15 protein-coding genes are annotated in these 17,770 nt (G+C 67.6%); 10 read left to right on the forward strand and 5 right to left on the reverse strand.

The features are described 5' to 3' along the window. The first annotated feature begins 90 nt into the window (after nucleotides 1–90). Nucleotides 91–3,555 carry a DNA polymerase III subunit alpha gene (dnaE, locus tag ITJ55_RS01170; RefSeq protein ID WP_194594676.1) on the forward strand — a complete coding sequence of 1,155 codons (3,465 nt, stop codon included), beginning with the start codon at nucleotides 91–93 and terminating at the stop codon, nucleotides 3,553–3,555. A gap of 24 nt (nucleotides 3,556–3,579) precedes the next feature. On the opposite strand, the gene ITJ55_RS01175 is transcribed toward dnaE, so the two are convergent. Further along, nucleotides 3,580–4,098: a flavin reductase family protein gene (locus tag ITJ55_RS01175; RefSeq protein WP_194593760.1), complete on the reverse strand. Its 519-nt coding sequence runs from the start codon at nucleotides 4,096–4,098 to the stop codon at nucleotides 3,580–3,582. Between the two features lie 33 nt (nucleotides 4,099–4,131). On the opposite strand from ITJ55_RS01175, the gene hisD reads away from it, so the two are divergent. From hisD to ITJ55_RS01190, 3 genes are all read left to right on the forward strand, one after another. After that, nucleotides 4,132–5,442, forward strand: coding sequence for a histidinol dehydrogenase (gene hisD / locus ITJ55_RS01180; protein WP_194593761.1), 1,311 nt, complete (start codon nucleotides 4,132–4,134; stop codon nucleotides 5,440–5,442). 71 nt (nucleotides 5,443–5,513) lie between these two features. Then, nucleotides 5,514–5,996: a transcriptional regulator NrdR gene (gene nrdR / locus ITJ55_RS01185; protein ID WP_194593762.1), complete on the forward strand. Its 483-nt coding sequence runs from the start codon at nucleotides 5,514–5,516 to the stop codon at nucleotides 5,994–5,996. Beyond that, entirely contained in the window at nucleotides 5,993–7,045 is a 1,053-nt protein-coding gene (locus ITJ55_RS01190; protein WP_370543946.1) for a quinone-dependent dihydroorotate dehydrogenase, read from the forward strand. The genes nrdR and ITJ55_RS01190 overlap by 4 nt, the downstream gene beginning before the upstream one ends. Before the next feature lie 87 nt (nucleotides 7,046–7,132). On the opposite strand, the gene ITJ55_RS01195 is transcribed toward ITJ55_RS01190, so the two are convergent. Next, a complete protein-coding gene (locus ITJ55_RS01195; protein ID WP_194593763.1) occupies nucleotides 7,133–7,711 on the reverse strand; it encodes a DUF3043 domain-containing protein in 579 nt (192 codons plus the stop codon). Nucleotides 7,712–7,752: 41 nt separating this feature from the next. Between ITJ55_RS01195 and ITJ55_RS01200 the strand changes: the two genes are divergently transcribed. The 6 genes from ITJ55_RS01200 to ITJ55_RS01225 all read left to right on the forward strand — a co-directional run bounded on the left by ITJ55_RS01200 (nucleotide 7,753) and on the right by ITJ55_RS01225 (nucleotide 13,281). Further along, nucleotides 7,753–9,168 (forward strand): dipeptidase, encoded by a 1,416-nt coding sequence (locus tag ITJ55_RS01200; RefSeq protein WP_194593764.1) that lies wholly within the window; start codon nucleotides 7,753–7,755, stop codon nucleotides 9,166–9,168. A gap of 135 nt (nucleotides 9,169–9,303) precedes the next feature. After that, nucleotides 9,304–9,666 (forward strand): iron-sulfur cluster insertion protein ErpA, encoded by a 363-nt coding sequence (gene erpA / locus ITJ55_RS01205; protein ID WP_043594936.1) that lies wholly within the window; start codon nucleotides 9,304–9,306, stop codon nucleotides 9,664–9,666. Nucleotides 9,667–9,906: 240 nt separating this feature from the next. Beyond that, nucleotides 9,907–10,764: a cytochrome c oxidase subunit II gene (gene coxB / locus ITJ55_RS01210; RefSeq protein ID WP_082486189.1), complete on the forward strand. Its 858-nt coding sequence runs from the start codon at nucleotides 9,907–9,909 to the stop codon at nucleotides 10,762–10,764. Nucleotides 10,765–10,776: 12 nt separating this feature from the next. Continuing rightward, complete coding sequence (ctaD, locus tag ITJ55_RS01215; RefSeq protein WP_082059957.1) at nucleotides 10,777–12,522, forward strand: cytochrome c oxidase subunit I; 1,746 nt, start codon at nucleotides 10,777–10,779, stop codon at nucleotides 12,520–12,522. A gap of 5 nt (nucleotides 12,523–12,527) precedes the next feature. Beyond that, a complete protein-coding gene (locus tag ITJ55_RS01220) occupies nucleotides 12,528–12,944 on the forward strand; it encodes a cytochrome c oxidase subunit 4 (protein ID WP_056256104.1) in 417 nt (138 codons plus the stop codon). Between the two features lie 118 nt (nucleotides 12,945–13,062). Then, on the forward strand, nucleotides 13,063–13,281 hold the full coding sequence (locus tag ITJ55_RS01225; protein ID WP_228497540.1) for a hypothetical protein: 219 nt from the start codon (nucleotides 13,063–13,065) through the stop codon (nucleotides 13,279–13,281). 910 nt (nucleotides 13,282–14,191) lie between these two features. Here the strand turns inward: ITJ55_RS01225 and ITJ55_RS01230 are convergent. The 3 genes from ITJ55_RS01230 to ITJ55_RS01240 are packed head-to-tail and all read right to left on the reverse strand — an operon-like array spanning nucleotide 14,192 to nucleotide 17,770. Then, nucleotides 14,192–15,802: a cytochrome bc complex cytochrome b subunit gene (locus ITJ55_RS01230; protein WP_370544060.1), complete on the reverse strand. Its 1,611-nt coding sequence runs from the start codon at nucleotides 15,800–15,802 to the stop codon at nucleotides 14,192–14,194. 47 nt (nucleotides 15,803–15,849) lie between these two features. Next, nucleotides 15,850–16,917: a ubiquinol-cytochrome c reductase iron-sulfur subunit gene (locus ITJ55_RS01235; protein WP_194593766.1), complete on the reverse strand. Its 1,068-nt coding sequence runs from the start codon at nucleotides 16,915–16,917 to the stop codon at nucleotides 15,850–15,852. Between the two features lie 37 nt (nucleotides 16,918–16,954). Then, the gene (locus ITJ55_RS01240) at nucleotides 16,955–17,770 is read right to left on the reverse strand and encodes a c-type cytochrome (RefSeq protein ID WP_194593767.1); all 816 of its coding nucleotides are present in this window, start codon (nucleotides 17,768–17,770) and stop codon (nucleotides 16,955–16,957) included.

Below are 17,770 nucleotides of genomic sequence, written 5' to 3' on the forward strand. Positions count from 1 at the left end.
CCTAGTCGCCAGATCCACCACCAGACGAGGAGCCCCGTGGCCTCGAGCAAAGACTCATTCGTCCATCTGCACGTGCACAGCGAGTACTCGATGCTCGACGGTGCGGCCCGGGTCAAGCCGCTGGTCACCGAGGCCGCGGCGCAGGGCATGCCGGCGGTCGCGGTGACCGACCACGGCAACGTCTTCGGCGCCTACGACTTCTGGAAGACCGCCACCGACGCGGGCGTCAAGCCCATCATCGGCACCGAGGCCTACATCACGCCGGGCACGCACCGCGGCGACAAGACGCGGGTGCGCTGGGGCGACGGCGGGCGAGACGACGTGTCGGGCTCGGGTGCGTACACGCACATGACCCTGCTGTCCGAGAACACCGCAGGCATGCACAACCTGTTCCGGCTGTCGTCGCGGGCATCGCTCGAGGGGTACTACTTCAAGCCCCGCATGGACCGCGAGCTGCTCTCGCAGTACTCGGACGGGCTGATCGCGACGACCGGGTGCCCGAGCGGCGAGGTGCAGACGCGCCTGAGGCTGGGCCAGTACGACGAGGCGGTCAAGGCCGCGTCGGACTTCCGCGACATCTTCGGTCGCGAGAACTACTTCGCCGAGATCATGGACCACGGGCTCGGCATCGAGCGCCAGATCATGGGCGATCTGTTGCGCCTCGCGAAAGACCTCGACCTGCCGCTCGTCGCGACGAACGACCTGCACTACACGCACGAGCACGACGCCACCAGTCACGCGGCACTCCTCTGCGTGCAGTCGGGCTCGACGCTGAACGACCCGAACCGTTTCAAGTTCGACGCCGACGAGTTCTACCTCAAGTCCGCCCAGCAGATGCGTCACCTCTTCCGAGACCACCCCGAGGCCTGCGACAACACGCTGCTCATCGCCGAGCGGTGCGACGTGCAGTTCAACACCTCGGCCAACTACATGCCGCGCTACCCGGTCCCCGAGGGCGAGACCGAAGAGACCTGGTTCATCAAAGAGGTCGAGAAGGGCCTCGTCTACCGGTACCCGGACGGCATCCCCGACGACGTGCGCAAGCAGGCCGAGTACGAGATCGGCGTCATCACGGGCATGGGGTTCCCCGGGTACTTCCTCGTGGTCGCCGACTTCATCAACTGGTCGAAGGAGAACGGCATCCGGGTCGGTCCGGGGCGTGGCTCGGGGGCCGGGTCGATGGCCGCCTACGCGATGCGCATCACCGACCTCGACCCGCTGCGCCACGGCCTGATCTTCGAGCGGTTCCTCAACCCCGACCGCGTCTCGATGCCCGACTTCGACGTCGACTTCGACGACCGTCGTCGCGGCGAGGTCATCCAGTACGTCACCGAGAAGTACGGTGACGAGCGCGTCGCTCAGATCGTCACCTACGGCACGATCAAGGCCAAGCAGGCCCTGAAAGACAGCTCACGCGTGCTGGGGTTCCCCTTCGGCATGGGCGAGAAGCTGACGAAGGCCATGCCGCCGGCCGTCATGGGCAAGGACATCCCGCTCACGGGCATCTTCGACAAGCAGCACGACCGCTACAAAGAGGCCGGCGACATCCGCACGGTGGTCGAGTCCGACCCCGAGGCGAAGACGGTCTTCGACACCGCCCTGGGCCTCGAGGGGCTCAAGCGTCAGTGGGGCGTGCACGCCGCCGGCGTCATCATGTCGAGCGACCCGCTGATCGACATCATCCCCATCATGAAGCGCGAGCAGGACGGCCAGATCGTCACGCAGTTCGACTACCCGGCCTGCGAGTCGCTCGGGCTGATCAAGATGGACTTCCTGGGGCTGCGCAACCTCACGATCATCAACGACGCCCTCGACAACATCAAGACGAACCGTGGCCTCGACCTCGTGCTCGAAGACCTCGAACTCGACGACCCGGCGGCCTACGAGTTGCTGGGTCGGGGCGACACCCTCGGGGTGTTCCAGCTCGACGGTGGCCCCATGCGCGGCCTGCTCAGGCTGATGAAGCCCGACAACTTCGAAGACATCTCGGCCGTCATCGCCCTGTACCGCCCGGGGCCGATGGGGGCGAACTCGCACACGAACTACGCGCTCCGCAAGAACGGCGCGCAAGACATCACCCCGATCCATCCCGAGCTCGAAGAGCCGCTGAAAGAGATCCTCTCGACCAGCTACGGCCTGATCATCTACCAAGAGCAGGTCATGGCGATCGCGCAGAAGGTCGCCGGGTTCTCCCTCGGCCAGGCCGACATCCTGCGGCGAGCCATGGGCAAGAAGAAGAAGTCCGAGCTCGACAAGCAGTACGCCGGTTTCGAGCAGGGCATGTTCGACAACGGCTTCTCTCCCGACGCCGTCAAGATGCTCTGGGACATCCTGCTGCCGTTCTCCGACTACGCCTTCAACAAGGCGCACTCGGCCGCGTACGGCGTGGTCTCGTACTGGACGGCGTACCTCAAGGCGCACTACCCGGCCGAGTACATGGCGGCGCTGCTCACCAGCACCGGCGACTCGCGCGACAAGCTCGGTCTCTACCTCAACGAGTGCCGCCGGATGGGCATCAAGGTGCTGCCGCCCGACGTCAACGAGTCGATCGGGTTCTTCGCCGCCGTCGGTGACGACATCCGCTTCGGCATGGGTGCCGTCCGCAACGTCGGCTTCAACGTGGTCGACCACGTCATCGCAGCCCGGCAGAAAGAGGGCGCGTTCACGTCGTTCCACGACTTCTTGCGCAAGGTCCCGCTGCCGGTCGCGAACAAGCGCACCGTCGAGTCGTTGGTCAAGGCGGGCGCGTTCGACTCCCTCGGGTCGACCCGACGAGCGCTGGTCGAGATCCACGAGTCCGCCGTCGAGGCGGCGGTGGGCGAGAAGCGGGCCGAGGCCAACGGCCAGGTCGGCTTCGACTTCGACTCCCTCTGGGACGAACCACAAGACGTCCAGCACGTGCCCGAACGTCCCGAGTGGTCCAAGCGCGACAAGCTGGCCTTCGAGCGCGACATGCTGGGCCTCTACGTCTCCGACCACCCTCTCGCCGGGCTCGAGCTGCCGTTGGCCAAGCACGCGCAGACGACGGTCACCGACATCCTGGCGAGCGACCCGGCGACCATCGACGGCGAGACGGTGACGATCGCCGGCCTCATCACCAGCGTGCAGCACCGCGTCGCCCGCAACTCCGGCAACCCCTACGGCATCATCACCGTCGAGGACTTCGGGGGCGAGATCTCGGCCATGTTCCTGGGCAAGACGTACCAAGAGTTCGGGCCGTCGCTCGTCGGCGACTCGATCATCGTGCTCAAGGGCCGGGTGAGCGTCCGCGACGACGGCATGAACATGCACGCCGCGAGCATGTTCATGCCCGACCTGGGGGTCGGCGTCACCCACGGGCCGCTGCTGTTGCAGATGCCCGAACACCGGGCGACCCACGACACGGTCACCGAACTCGCCGCGGTCCTCGGTCGTCACGCCGGAGGCACCGAAGTGCGCCTTCGGCTGGTGAAGGGCGAGGCCGCCCGCGTGTTCGAGATCCCCATGCCGGTCGACGTGACGGCCGACCTGTTCGGCGAGCTCAAGAGCCTGCTGGGCCCCGGCTGTCTCGTGTGAGTCGCCGCCTTGTGTGAGCCGCCGTCAGTCGTCGAGGTGGACCGGCCTCAGGTAGTGCCGGTCGTGGTACAGCAAGGCGTCGTCGTCCTCGCCGACGCCACCCGTGCCGATGCGCACGACGACGACCGCACTGCCGTGCACGGGGACGCGTTCGACGATCGTGCCCGTCATCCATGCGGTGACGCCGTCGAGCAGGGGGACTCCGTTCGGCCCGTCCGTCCAGTGGTCGCCTGCGAACCGCAGGGCCGCAGGCCCCGCCATGCGTCGCGCGAGATCCCGGTTGCGCAGGCCGAGCAGGTGCACGATGACCTCGTCCGTCTCGGCGACGGCGGGCCACGAGCTCGCCGTGCGGGCCATGTTGAAGGTCGCCAGGGGTGGCACAGCGGCCAGGGAGGCCAGCGACGTGGCCGTGAAGCCCACCGGCGTCCCCTCGGCGTCGCGAGCGGTCACCACGGCGACGCCGGCCGCGTGCCGACGGAAGGCCTCCTTGAAGACGGTGAGGGGGTCGTCGGTCGTCGGGGCTGCCAGGTCGTCGTCCGTCATGCTCACGACCCTACTGACTAGGCTGGGCGGGCCATGATCCAGACCACAGATCTGCGCGGTCTCACGCCGACGCACGCCCAACTGCTCGACCTCGTCCCGCGGTCCCACGCCGACGTCGGCGCCGCGACGGACGCCGCCCGCCGCCTCGTCGACGACGTCCGCGAGCGGGGTGCCGCCGCGTTGCGCGATCAGGCGGCTCGCTTCGACGGCGTGCGTCCCGACGCACTGCGGGTGGCCCAGCAGACCATCGACGACGCCGTCGTCGCCCTCGACCCCCTGGTCAAGGAGGCGCTGGTCGAGTCGATCGCGCGCGTCACCCAGGCCAGCCGTGCCCAGGTACCGGCAGCCACCACGACCCGTCCCGCGCCCGGGGCGGTCATCGAGCAGCGGTGGCAGCCCGTCACCCGGGCCGGCGTCTACGTCCCCGGGGGCAAGGCCGTCTATCCGTCGAGCGTCGTGATGAACGTGGTCCCGGCCCAGGTGGCCGGCGTCTCGTCGATCGCGCTCGTCTCACCGGCCCAGCGCGAGCACGCCGGGGGAGTCCACCCCGTGATCCTCGGTGCGGCGGGCCTGCTCGGCATCGGCGAGGTCTACGCGATCGGTGGTGCGGGCGCCATCGGGGCGCTCGCCTACGGGGTGCCCGAGCTCGAGCTCGAGCCGGTCCAGGTCATCACCGGTCCGGGCAACAACTTCGTGGCGGCTGCCAAGCAGCTCGTCCGCGGTCGCGTCGGCATCGACTCTGTCGCCGGCGCGACCGAGATCCTGGTCATCGCCGACGACTCGGCCGACGCCACGCTCGTGGCCGTCGACCTCATCAGCCAGGCCGAGCACGACGAAGAGGCCTCGGCCGTGCTCGTCACCGACTCGGCGGCCTTCGGTGACGCCGTCGTGGCCGAGTTGACCCGGCTCGTGCCCCGGACGCTCAGTGCGGCACGGGTGCGAACGGCCCTCTCGGGGCGCCAGTCCGCCGTCGTCCTGGTCGACGACCTCCGGCAGGCGGCTGCCTTCAGCAACGCCTACGGTCCCGAACACCTCGAGATCCAGACCCGTGACGACGACGCCGTCCTGGCCGACATCACCGATGCCGGCGCGATCTTCGTCGGACCGGACACCCCCGTCAGCCTGGGCGACTACCTCGCGGGCTCCAACCACGTCTTGCCGACGAGCGGCCAGTCGCGATTCTCGTCGGGCCTCGGGGCGTTCACGTTCCTGCGCCCGCAGCAGATCGTGCGGTACGACGCCGACGCCCTCGGTGTCGTGGCGGAACGTCTCGTCGCCCTGTCGAACGCCGAGCTGCTGCCGGCCCACGGCGAGGCCGTCGCCGCCCGCCTCTCGCGTCCTTGAGGGGCCCGTCGGGCCGACCGACTCCTCGGTCGTCCGACGGCGGCCCGTGGGTCCGATAATCTGGCCGCACCATGTTCTGCCCTTTCTGCCGTCACCCCGACTCCCGTGTCGTCGACTCCCGCACCAGTGACGACGGCACGTCCATCCGACGCCGTCGGCAGTGCCCGAACTGTGGTCGACGCTTCAGCACCACCGAGACCGCGAGCCTGAACGTGGTGAAGCGCAACGGAGTCCTCGAACCGTTCAGCCGCGACAAGATCATCTCGGGCGTGCGCAAGGCCTGCCAGGGGCGCCCGGTCACCGACGGTGACCTCGCCGTCCTGGCCCAGAAGGTCGAAGAGGCCGTCCGGGCGAGCGGTGCCTCGCAGATCGAGGCCAACGACATCGGCCTGGCCATCCTGCCCCCGTTGCGCGACCTCGACGAGGTCGCCTACCTGCGCTTCGCCAGCGTCTACCAGGCGTTCGACTCGCTCGAGGACTTCGAGGCCTCCATCGGTCAGTTGCGCGAAGAGCACGCGTCGCGTCCGCGTCCCACCCGGTCGGTCGACGAGTGACCACGCCGTACCGCGTCCTGTTCGACGTCGTCTTCGCCAAGATGGACCCCGAAGACGCCCACCACCTGGCGTTCCGCGTGATCACGGCGATCCCCAAGCTGAGGCTGGCGGGGCTCGTCGGTCGTCTCACGGCTCCGGCACCGTCGCTCGCGGTGGACGCCCTCGGGTTGCGCTTCACCTCGCCGTTCGGCGTCGCCGCCGGGTTCGACAAGGACGCCAAGGGCATCGCCGGTCTCGGGGCCCTCGGCTTCGGTCACGTCGAGGTCGGCACCATCACGGCCCGGGCCCAGCCGGGCAACGAGCGCCCCCGCCTCTTCCGGCTCGTCCCCGACCTCGCCGTCGTCAACCGGATGGGATTCAACAACGCGGGCTCCCACGCGGCGGCCCTCGAACTCAGCAGGGCACGTTCGGCCGCGTCCCGGCCCGTCATCGGCGTCAACATCGGCAAGAGCCGCGTCGTCGACGTCGACGACGCGATCGACGACTACCTCGCCAGCACGCGCCTCCTGGCCCCCCTGGCCGACTACCTGGCGGTCAACGTCAGTTCGCCGAACACGCCGGGGCTGCGCGGGCTGCAAGAGCTCGACAAGCTCGCACCGCTGCTCGAGGCTGTCCGCGACGCCGCGGGTCGGACACCCGTCCTGGTCAAGATCGCCCCCGACCTCGACGACGAGGGGGTCCGTCGCATCGGCGCCTTGGTGACCGACCTGGGCCTGGCCGGCGTCATCGCCACCAACACGACCCTGTCGCGAGAGGGGCTCGACACCGATCGGGCCGTGGTCGAGGCGGCCGGGGCCGGCGGCCTGTCGGGTGCCCCCCTGGCCGCCCGGTCGCTCGAGGTGCTGAGGCTCGTGCGTGAGTCCGTGCCCGCAGAGACCTGCGTCATCTCGGTGGGCGGGGTCTCGACTGCCGCCGACGTCGACGAACGCCTCCGGGCCGGGGCCACCCTGGTGCAGGGCTACACGGCGTTCCTCTACCGGGGCCCTTTGTGGGCCCGTCAGGTGAACCGCGGGTTGGTCGCCCTGCGTCGTCGTCGCACCCGGCCCTGACGACGACCGGAGGGCCGGCGTTCCCCACCACGAACGAACGGCGTCGCCCGGGGGCGACGCCGTTCGGTGACGGGGGAGCGGTGCAGTTCAGGCGGTCGGGTACTCGCCGCGCTTGACCTGGGGCTTCGGCAGGCGCATGGGCTTGAGCTGCATCGCGCGCATGGCGGCGTACCAGCGGTTGCCCTTGCGGACGTTCTCGGCACCGTACTTGGCCGCGAGCTTGCGGTTCACGCTGCTGCCGACGATGAGGCAGTCGACGACGGCGAGGGCGAAGAAGCCCCAGAGCACGAGCAGGGTGATGGACTGGATCGCGGCCGACTGCACGAGCGTCAGGGCGATGACGACGACCATGATCGGGATCATGGCCTCGCCCACGCTGAAGCGGGCATCGACGTGGTCGCGGATGAACCGACGCTGGGGCCCCTTGTCACGGTCGGGCAGGAACTTCTCCTCGCCGTTGGCGAGCCCGACGCGTGCACGGTCACGCTGCTCGGCGAGGCGGGCGCGCTGCGCCTTCTGGGCTTCTTTGCCCGAGGCGACGAGGGGGCGCTGGTTGGCGGCCTCGCGTTCGCGACGCGTGGGGGTCGGTCGTCCCTTGCCGACCGCGGTCGACTCGGGTTCGGCGACGGTGGTCGTCTCGGTCGTCTTGCTGTCTGGCTTGGCCACGGGAGATCCTCAGGGTTGTCCGAGTTCCTAAGATTACCTGCATGAGCGACTCGCAGCATCCCGTCCGACCGACCGATCCCCGTACTGTCAGCGAACTCGCGGAGGCCGTCCACGCGGGTCTCCCGTCGACGATCGCCGACCTCGGCGCCCTCGTGCGCATCCCCTCGGTGTCGTGGGACGCCTTCGACCCCGAGCACGTCCGACGCAGCGCCGACGCCGTGGCGGCACTGGTCGAGGGCACGGGCCTGTTCGACCAGGTGTCCGTCAGCAGGGCGCCGATCGGCGACGGTGACGCGCTCGGGCAGCCCGCCGTGCTCGCCCGCCGCGCCGCCCGTGACGGTCGGCCGACGATCCTGCTCTACGCCCACCACGACGTGCAGCCCCAGGGCGACGACGCGGACTGGGACACCCCTCCGTTCGAGCCGACCGTCAAGGGCGACCGGCTGTACGGGCGGGGCGCCTCCGACGACAAGGCCGGCGTGATGACCCACGTGGCCGCGCTCCGGGCGGTGCGCGAGATCCTGGGCGACGACCTGCGCGTGGGCGTCTCGCTGTTCGTCGAGGGAGAAGAAGAATTCGGCTCGCGGTCGTTCGCCGAGTTCCTGGCGCAGCACCAGGACGACCTTCGGGCCGACGTCATCGTGGTGGCGGACTCCGACAACTGGAGCACGACGGTGCCCGCCATCACCGTGGGCCTCCGCGGCAACGTCACCTTCCGCCTGACCGTCCGCACCCTGGCGCACGCGTCCCACTCGGGCATGCTCGGCGGCGCCGTCCCGGACGCCATGATGGCCATGGTGAAGCTGCTCGCCACCCTGCACGACGACGTGGGTGCCGTGGCGGTGGCCGGGCTCACGAGCCGTGACGCCGACCACCCCGAGCAGACCGAGCAGCAGCTGCGCGACGACAGCGGCCTGCTCGACGGGGTGACCCCGATCGGGCGCGGCCCGATCCTCAGTCGCGTCTGGTCGCAGCCGTCCATCACGGTGACGGGGATCGACGCGCCGTCGGTCGCCAACGCGTCCAACACGCTGAGCCCCGAGGTGTCGGTCCGCATCAGTGCGCGGATCGCTCCCGGGCAGACGGCGGACGACGCCTACGCCGCGCTCGAAGAGCACCTGCTGGGCCACGCCCCGTTCGGCGCGCACGTCCGGATCGACGACGTGGACAAGGGCGATCCCTTCTTGGTCGACACGTCGGGCACGGCCATCGCCGATGCGACCGTCGCCATGACCGAGGGCTGGGGTGAGGCCCCGGTGCAGACCGGCATCGGCGGATCGATCCCGTTCATCGCCGACCTCGTCCGCACCTTCCCCGAGGCCCAGATCCTCGTGACCGGCGTCGAGGACCCCGACACGCGCGCCCACAGCCCCAACGAATCGCAGCACCTCGGCGTGCTGCACCGGGCGATCCTCAGCGAAGCGATCCTGTTGGCGCGGTTGGACGCGAGGGGCTGACCGGCACGACCCGCGCCTCCTCGTCGCCGTCGACGACGGACGAGGAGGCGCGGGTCCGGAACAAAACCGGCTCACCGCTGCTTACACTGGTCGACGACGAGTGCCCCGCACTCGACCCGGCCCGAAGGAGGCACCATGACCGACATCGCAACCGCTCCCGTCGACGCGAAGGCGCACGGCGTGACGATCACGTCCACCGCCGCGGACAAGGTGAAGAGCCTGCTCACGCAAGAGGGCCGCGACGACCTGCGCCTCCGCGTGGCCGTCCAGCCCGGCGGCTGCTCGGGGCTCATCTACCAGCTGTACTTCGACGAGCGCATGCTCGACGGTGACGCCACCGTCGACTTCGACGGCGTCGAGGTCATCGTCGACAAGATGAGCGTCCCGTACCTCGACGGCGCCGCCATCGACTTCGAGGACACCATCCAGAAGCAGGGGTTCACGATCGACAACCCCAACGCCCAGGGCAGCTGCGCCTGCGGCGACAGCTTCCACTGATCGCACCCGCCGGCACGCCCGGCGAGCGGAAGGGGCCATCCGGACGGATGGCCCCTTCCGTCGTCTCGGGCAGGTTCTCACTCGACGTCGAGAGGCTTTGGGCGCGTGCCGTGCGTTGGGGGTCTCATCCTGCGAGTAAGCTAGGCAAGTCCCCGTCAACACTGGGAACACCCCCACTGTCGTGTCATCCGAGAGGTCACAGTGCGCTCTAACCGCCGTCTTCGTTGGGCTGCCGCCCCCATGGCAGTCGTCCTGGCTCTCGTGCTTGCGGGGTGTACCACCGACCAGCTCCAGGGGTGGCTGCCCACCACCGCCGGCACGACCAACCACGTGGACCGCGTCATCGGCCTCTGGGTCACCTCGTGGATCGTGCTGCTGATCGTCGGCGTCATCGTCTGGGGTCTCATCATCTGGGTGTGCGTGGCCTACCGCCGTCGCAAGGGCCAGACCGGCCTCCCCGTGCAGCTCCGCTACAACATGCCGATCGAGATCTTCTACACGGTCGTCCCGTTGATCCTCGTGCTCGGCTTCTTCGCGTTCACCGCCCGTGACCAGGCGGCCATCGAAGAGCCGACCGCCAGCCCCGACGTCAAGATCGACGTCTACGCCAAGCGCTGGGCCTGGGACTTCAACTACATCGACCAGCAGAACGAAGACGAGAGCGTCTACTACCAGGGCATCCAGGCGCAAGAGCTGGGTGACGGCACCATCGACGAGAGCCAGCTCCCCGAGCTCTACCTCCCGGTGGGCAAGACGGTGCAGATCGACCTCAAGTCGCGCGACGTGGCGCACTCCTTCTGGATCATCGACTTCTTGTACAAGAAAGACACGATCCCCGGCAAGACGAACTCGATGTACTTCACGCCCGAGAAAGAGGGCACGTTCAGCGGCAAGTGCGCCGAGCTCTGCGGCGAGTACCACTCGCTGATGCTGTTCAACGTCAAGGTCGTCTCGCAGTCCGAGTACGACCAGTACCTGCAGACCCTCGACGCCGAAGGCAACACCGGCCTCCTGGGCGACCAGTACAACACCAACACCAACCAGCCCGGCACCGAGGCCCCCGCCAACGCCGCCGGCACCGAAGACTCCGAGAAGTAAGGCACAGGTTCGATGAGCTCAGCCACCGCCACCCGTCCCACCACCGGCGGGACGTCCTCCGGTCAGAACTTCGGCGCCTCGAAGGTCGGCCGCAAGGGCAACGTCGTCGTCAACTGGATCACGTCGACCGACCACAAGACCATCGGGTACATGTACCTGATCACGTCGTTCCTCTTCTTCTGCCTCGGCGGGGTCATGGCGCTCATCATCCGCGCCCAGCTCTTCGCACCGGGCCTCGAGATCGTCGCCACGAAAGAGCAGTACAACCAGCTCTTCACGATGCACGGCACGATCATGCTGCTCATGTTCGCGACGCCGCTCTTCTCGGGCTTCGCCAACGTGCTCATGCCGCTCCAGATCGGCGCACCCGACGTCGCGTTCCCGCGGCTGAACGGCTTCGCCTTCTGGCTCTACTCGTTCGGTTCGATCATCGCCGTCGCCGGGTTCCTCACCCCGCAGGGTGCCGCGTCGTTCGGATGGTTCGCCTACGCACCGCTCAGCGACACGACCTTCTCGCCAGGCCTCGGCGGAAACCTCTGGGTGTTCGGCCTCGGTCTGACCGGCTTCAGCACGATCCTCGGTTCGGTGAACTTCATCACCACGATCGTGTCGATGCGAGCCCCCGGCATGACCATGTGGCGCATGCCGATCTTCACGTGGAACACCTTGATCACGTCGATCCTGGTCATCATGGCGTTCCCGGTCCTGGCCGCCGCCCTCTTCGGTCTCGGCTTCGACCGCGTCTTCGACGCCCAGGTCTTCAACCCGGCGAACGGCGGGGCGATCCTCTGGCAGCACCTCTTCTGGTTCTTCGGCCACCCCGAGGTCTACATCATCGCCCTGCCGTTCTTCGGCATCGTGTCCGAGGTCTTCCCGGTCTTCAGCCGCAAGCCGATCTTCGGTTACAAGACGCTGGTGTACGCGACCATCTCGATCGCCGCCCTGTCGGTCACCGTGTGGGCCCACCACATGTACGTCACCGGGTCCGTCCTGCTGCCGTTCTTCTCGCTGATGACGATGCTCATCGCCGTTCCGACAGGTGTGAAGATCTTCAACTGGATCGGCACGATGTGGCGCGGGTCGGTCACCTTCGAGACGCCCATGCTCTGGGCCATCGGCTTCCTGATCACCTTCACGTTCGGTGGTCTGACCGGTGTCATCCTCGCGTCGCCTCCGCTCGACTTCCACGTGTCGGACACCTACTTCGTGGTGGCGCACTTCCACTACGTCGTGTTCGGCACCGTCGTGTTCGCGATGTTCTCCGGCTTCTACTTCTGGTGGCCGAAGTGGACGGGCAAGATGCTCAACGAGCGTCTCGGCAAGATCCACTTCTGGATGCTCTTCGTCGGGTTCCACACGACGTTCCTCGTGCAGCACTGGCTCGGCGTCATGGGCATGCCCCGTCGTTACGCGACGTACCAGCCCGAGGACCACTTCACGTGGATGAACCAGCTGTCGACCATCGGGGCCATGCTGCTCGGTGTCTCGATCCTGCCGTTCCTCTACAACGTGTACATCACCGCTCGCCGGGCTCCCAAGGTCGAGGTGAACGACCCGTGGGGTTACTCGCGCTCGCTCGAGTGGGCCACGTCGTGCCCGCCGCCGCGGCACAACTTCACGTCGATCCCTCGCATCCGCTCGGAGTCGCCTGCCTTCGACCTGAACCACCCCGAGGCGGGCCTGCCCGTCGGCATCGGCCCCGTGAAGGACGCGCCTGACGCTCCGACGTACGACGCGTCCAGCGAGAAAGTGAAGTAGTTCCGATGAAGACCAACGCGACGCTGTTCTGGATCCTCGCGATCTTCTTCTTCCTCATGTGCGCGGTGTACGTGCTCTGGAGCCTGCTCGACACGGGCAGGGTGGAGTGGGCCGGCACGCTCGGCATCGGCTTGGCCGGCATGCTGGGTGCTTTCTTGGCCTTCTACATGGGCCGTTCGCACGCCACGCAGGGTGGCGAACTCCCCGAGGACCGCCTGGACGCCAACATCGACGACGGCGACCCCGAGATGGGCTTCTTCAGCCCGTGGTCGTGGTGGCCCATCATCCTCGCTGCCGGGTGCAGCTTGATCTTCCTGGCGCTGGCCGTGGGCATGTGGATCATCTACATCGGGGCCGCTCTCACGGCCGTGGCGCTCGTCGGGTGGGTCTACGAGTACTACCGAGGCAACTTCGCCCACTGAGCAGGGCTTCAGCACCTCCCGAAGGGCGTCGATCTCCGGATCGGCGCCCTTCGTCGTCTGCCCGGGACACCACTCGCGCGATACGTGGACATCGATAGGGTCGAGAACTGCCATGATCATGGCGATTCCAGGCGATGAGGTCACCGTGGGCAAGCAGCAGTCGAAAGTCCAGTCGAAGCTCCAACGGGCCCTCGCAACGTCGTCGATCTACCGGATCTCCCGTGAGATCGAGGCCATGGAACGCGTCGACGGATTCGTCGTCGGCCTCGGCGCGAAGTGGGTGCTCATCGCCCGAACGATGGACGGCGGCCACCCCGACGGCCTCATCGCCCTCTGAGTCCGCGACATCTCCTCTCTCGCAAGGGATCGGTCCTTCGAGACCACGTTCGCGATGACCCAGCCGCAACCGGGCCCTGACGATCTGGCCACCATCGACCTAGACCGAACCGGCCAGGTGATCGGGACGATGTCATCCCTGTCCTCCCTCATCGCCGTCGAAGGCGACCGCAGAGAGCCCGGGTGTTTGTGGATCGGTAGATGCGTCGGTACGCACGGCAGATGGGTCGGGCTGCTCGAGGTGCGACCCGACGCGTCCTGGCGTCGAAAGCCCAACGGCTACCGAACGAGAGAAGTGACGTCCGTCAGCATCGACAGGCACTACCTCACGGCGCTGGCGGTTGTCGCACCTGAACCGCCCGGGGTATCGGCGTAGGACGAATGACAGTGACGGGGATGCCTCCTCACTGACCAGGCGGGGCCACCGGCATCCGTCGTGCTGCGCCTGATGAACCTCGACGTCGTCCCTCTTGGCTCAATCACGAGCCGGGTGGCGTGCCCGTGAGGTCAGCCTTCCGTCCTTCGCCGGGGGAGCGCCCCGCGGACTCGCGGTGGTCGCCGGTCGTTCGTTGGAGCCAAGGACGACGAAGCCCACACAGTGAGCGTGCCCTGGTGAGGCTGGCGTGCGGGACGGCTGGGAGTTGCCTTCCCGCACACGGGCGGACGCAAGCGAACGTCCTGCGTGGTCGCGAGAGCTTCCGACGGTCGTTCCGGCAACCGGCTCTGATCCCGGCACTCATGTCGAGCCAGAGGAGCTCCTGGCTCGTCTCCGGCTGCTTGACGACCGTCGACTCCGATGTTGTGCGACGTGCGGTCGGAGCACGTTCCGCGAGGGGACACGGCATCTGACCGCGAAAGCCCGGTCGCACGAGGTGTGCGGCCGGGCTTCCGGGTATCAGAAGGTCTGCGTGTCAGTGACCTTCGTCGTGGTGCGATGCCTCGATCTCGGAGCGCTTGACCGGGGCGATGCGATCTTCGAAGAAGAAGGACGACGCCGAGGCCCGCGCCCGCTGGAGTGCGGTGATCTTGCCGTTGGCGTTCGGCCGGACCATGAGGGGCTCGTACTCGTTGAAGTCGAGCAGGCGCCAGCGCTCGTACTCGTCGAGCTGCTCGTGCACCTCGATGTACTCGCCACCGGGGAGGCGGACGATGCGACCCGACTCGTAGCCGTGGAGGGCGATCTCGCGGTCCTTCTTCTGCAGGGCCAGGCAGACGCGCTTGGTGACCCAGAAGGCGATGAACGGTCCGAGGATCAACGCTGCCTGGCAGGCGTGGATCACGTAGTTCAACGACAGGTGGAAGTGCGTCGCCATGATGTCCGAGCTCGCCGCAGCCCAGAGGCTGGCGTAGAACACGATGCCGGCAGCACCGATGGCGGTGCGGGTCGGAGCGTTGCGGGGACGGTCGAGGATGTGGTGCTCTCGCTTGTCGCCGGTGACCCAAGCCTCGAAGAACGGGTACAGCAGGACCACGACGATGAAGAGACCGAGGACCGTGATCGGCACCAGGATGTTCATCGAGACGGTGTAGCCGAAGGCGACGAACTCCCAGCCCGGCGGCACGAGGCGCAGGGCGCCGTCGGCGAAGCCGATGTACCAGTCGGGCTGCGTACCAGCCGACACGGGGGAGGGGTCGTACGGGCCGTAGTTCCAGATCGGGTTGATCGTGAAGAGCGACGCGATCAGGACGATGACGCCGAAGACGATGAAGAAGAATCCACCGGCCTTCGCGGCGAACACGGGCATGACGGGAACGCCGACGACGTTCTGGTTCGTCTTGCCGGGACCGGCGAACTGCGTGTGCTTGTTGATGATCAGCAGCAGGAGGTGCACGCCCAGCAGTGCGATGAGCAGCGCCGGAAGCAGCATGATGTGCAGCGAGTAGAAACGACCCACCATGTCGGTGCCGGGGAACTCGCCACCGAAGACCAGGTACGAGATCCAGACGCCGATGACCGGGATGCCCTTGATCATGCCGTCGATGATTCGTGCACCGTTGCCCGAGAGCAGGTCGTCGGGCAGCGAGTAACCGGTGAAGCCTTCTGCCATGGCGAGGATCCAGAGCGTGAAGCCGACGACCCAGTTGATCTCGCGCGGCTTGCGGAACGCACCGGTGAAGTACACGCGCAGCATGTGCAGCATGATCGCGGCCACGAACAGCAGGGCTGCCCAGTGGTGGATCTGGCGGAACAGCAGACCGCCGCGGATGTCGAACGAGATGTCGAGCGTCGACGCCATGGCGGCCGACATGTTGAGGCCCTTGAGCGGGACGTAGGACCCGTTGTAGTTGACCTCGGCCATGGACGGCTGGAAGAAGAACGTCAGGAACGTGCCGGACAGCAGGATCACGACGAACGAGTAGAGGGCGACCTCACCCAGCATGAACGACCAGTGGTCGGGGAAGATCTTGCGACCGACCTCTTTGACCAGGCCCGACATGCTCGTGCGCTCGTCGATGTAGTTGGCCGTCGCACCGAGGATCTTGTTCGTCTTCGTCGGCGCGAAGCCGGGGGCCTTGCCGATGTTGTCGGACGTGGCCGGCTCGGAGCCATGTGTCGGGGTGGTGGTGATCACTTTTCGCGCTCCCAGAAGCTCGGGCCCACAGGTTCGTGGAAATCGCTCTGCGCGACGAGGTACCCGTCGGCGTCGACCGTGATGGGCAGCTGCGGCAGCGGGCGCTTGGCGGGCCCGAAGATCACTTCGCAGTTGTTGGTCACGTCGAACGTGGACTGGTGGCAGGGGCAGAGCAGGTGGTGTGTCTGCTGCTCGTACAGTGCCACGGGGCAACCGACGTGCGTGCAGATCTTCGAGTAGGCGACGATTCCGTCGTACTGCCAGTCTTCGCGTCCCTCGGCCGGGTGGAGGTCTTCCGGCTTGAGGCGCATGAGGAGGACGGCCGCTTTGGCTTTCTCTTCGAGCAGGTGTTCTGATTCGTTGAGGTTCTCGGGGATCACGTGGAACACGGACCCCAGGGTGACGTCGGAGGCGCGGATGCGGGCGCCGGCCGGGTCGGTGGCGAGGTGCATGCCCTCTTCCCACAGCGTGTGGCGCAGGACCGCGTTCGGGTCTTCGGCGGGCGCCAGGTCGCGGAACAGCACGACGGCCGGCAGGGGAGTGGCGACGAGGGCGCCGATGAGGCTGTTGCGGATGAGGGACCGACGTCCGAAGCCGCTCTCGTGGTTGCCGAGGGCGAAGACCTCGACGGCCTTCTCGCGGGTGGGCTCGGACCCGCGGGTGTCGTGGCGCATCTCGGTGATCTCACGAGCGGGCATGAGCGTCTTGGACCAGTGGACCGCGCCGATGCCGACGGAGAGCAGCCCGAGGGCGATGCCCAACCCTAGGAAGAGGTTGTTCAGTCGGACCGAACCCGAGTCGCCCGACGTGATGGGGAACGCCACGTACGCACCGATGGCGGCGATGCTGCCGACGATGGACAGGAAGAAGAACAGGCTCACCTGACGCTCGGCGCGCTTCTCGACCTTGGGGTCGATGTCGGTGACACGGTCGCGGTGCGGCGGCTCGCCGGGGTTCTGGAACACGTCGGACGTCACGATCGCCGTGCCGGCCGAGACCTGTCGAGGCTCGCGCTTCTCGACAGCCGAGCCCGCCGTGGGGGCCTCGTCGTCGTGCTCTGCCATTGTTTCTGCCTTTCGTGAAGTACGGAGAGAACGCGGGTCAGTTCGACCGGGCGGTCAGCCAGATGGTGATCGCGACGATCGCACCGAGCCCGAAGATCCAGATGAAGAGGCCTTCGGCGACCGGGCCGAGGCTTCCGAGCTCGAATCCACCCGGGGACGGGGTGTTCTCGACGTACTTGAGGTACGTGATGATGTCGGCCTTGTCTTGGGGCGACAGGTTGAGGTCGTTGAAGACCGGCATGTTCTGCGGGCCGGTCTGCATGGCCTCGTAGATGTGGTGGGCCGAGACGCCGTCGAGGGGCGGGGCGTACTTGCCCTGCGTCAACGCGCCGCCGGCACCGGCCACGTTGTGGCACATGGCGCAGTTGATGCGGAAGAGCTCGGCGCCGTTGGTCGTGTCACCGTCGGCCTGCAGCAGCGACTCGTCGGGGATGGCGGGGCCGGGGGCCAGCGAGGCGACGTAGGCGGCCATCGCGGCGACCTGCTCGTCGGAGAACTGGGTGGGCTTCTGTTCTGCCTGCGGGCCGTTGACGGCCATCGGCATGCGACCGGTGCCGACCTGGAAGTCGACCGAGGCAGCGCCGACGCCGATCAGGCTGGGGCCGCTGTCGGTGCCGGCGGCACTGAGGCCGTGGCACGTGGCGCAGTTCGAGGCGAAGAGCTTCTGGCCCTCGTCGATGCTCTGCTGCGAGGTGGCGGTCGCACTGCTCTCGTCCGCCGAAGCCGTCGACGAGAAGAGTGCGTAGGCACCACCGGTGGTGAGCAGGCCGACGAGCAGCAAGGAGGCGGTGGCGACGGGGCCGCGGCGGCCGGCCTTCTTGGTGCGTCGAGAGGACGAGGTTCTGGAGAACAT

The organism is Frigoribacterium sp. VKM Ac-1396, assembly GCF_015350895.1.
In the GTDB taxonomy this organism is placed as follows: domain Bacteria; phylum Actinomycetota; class Actinomycetes; order Actinomycetales; family Microbacteriaceae; genus Frigoribacterium.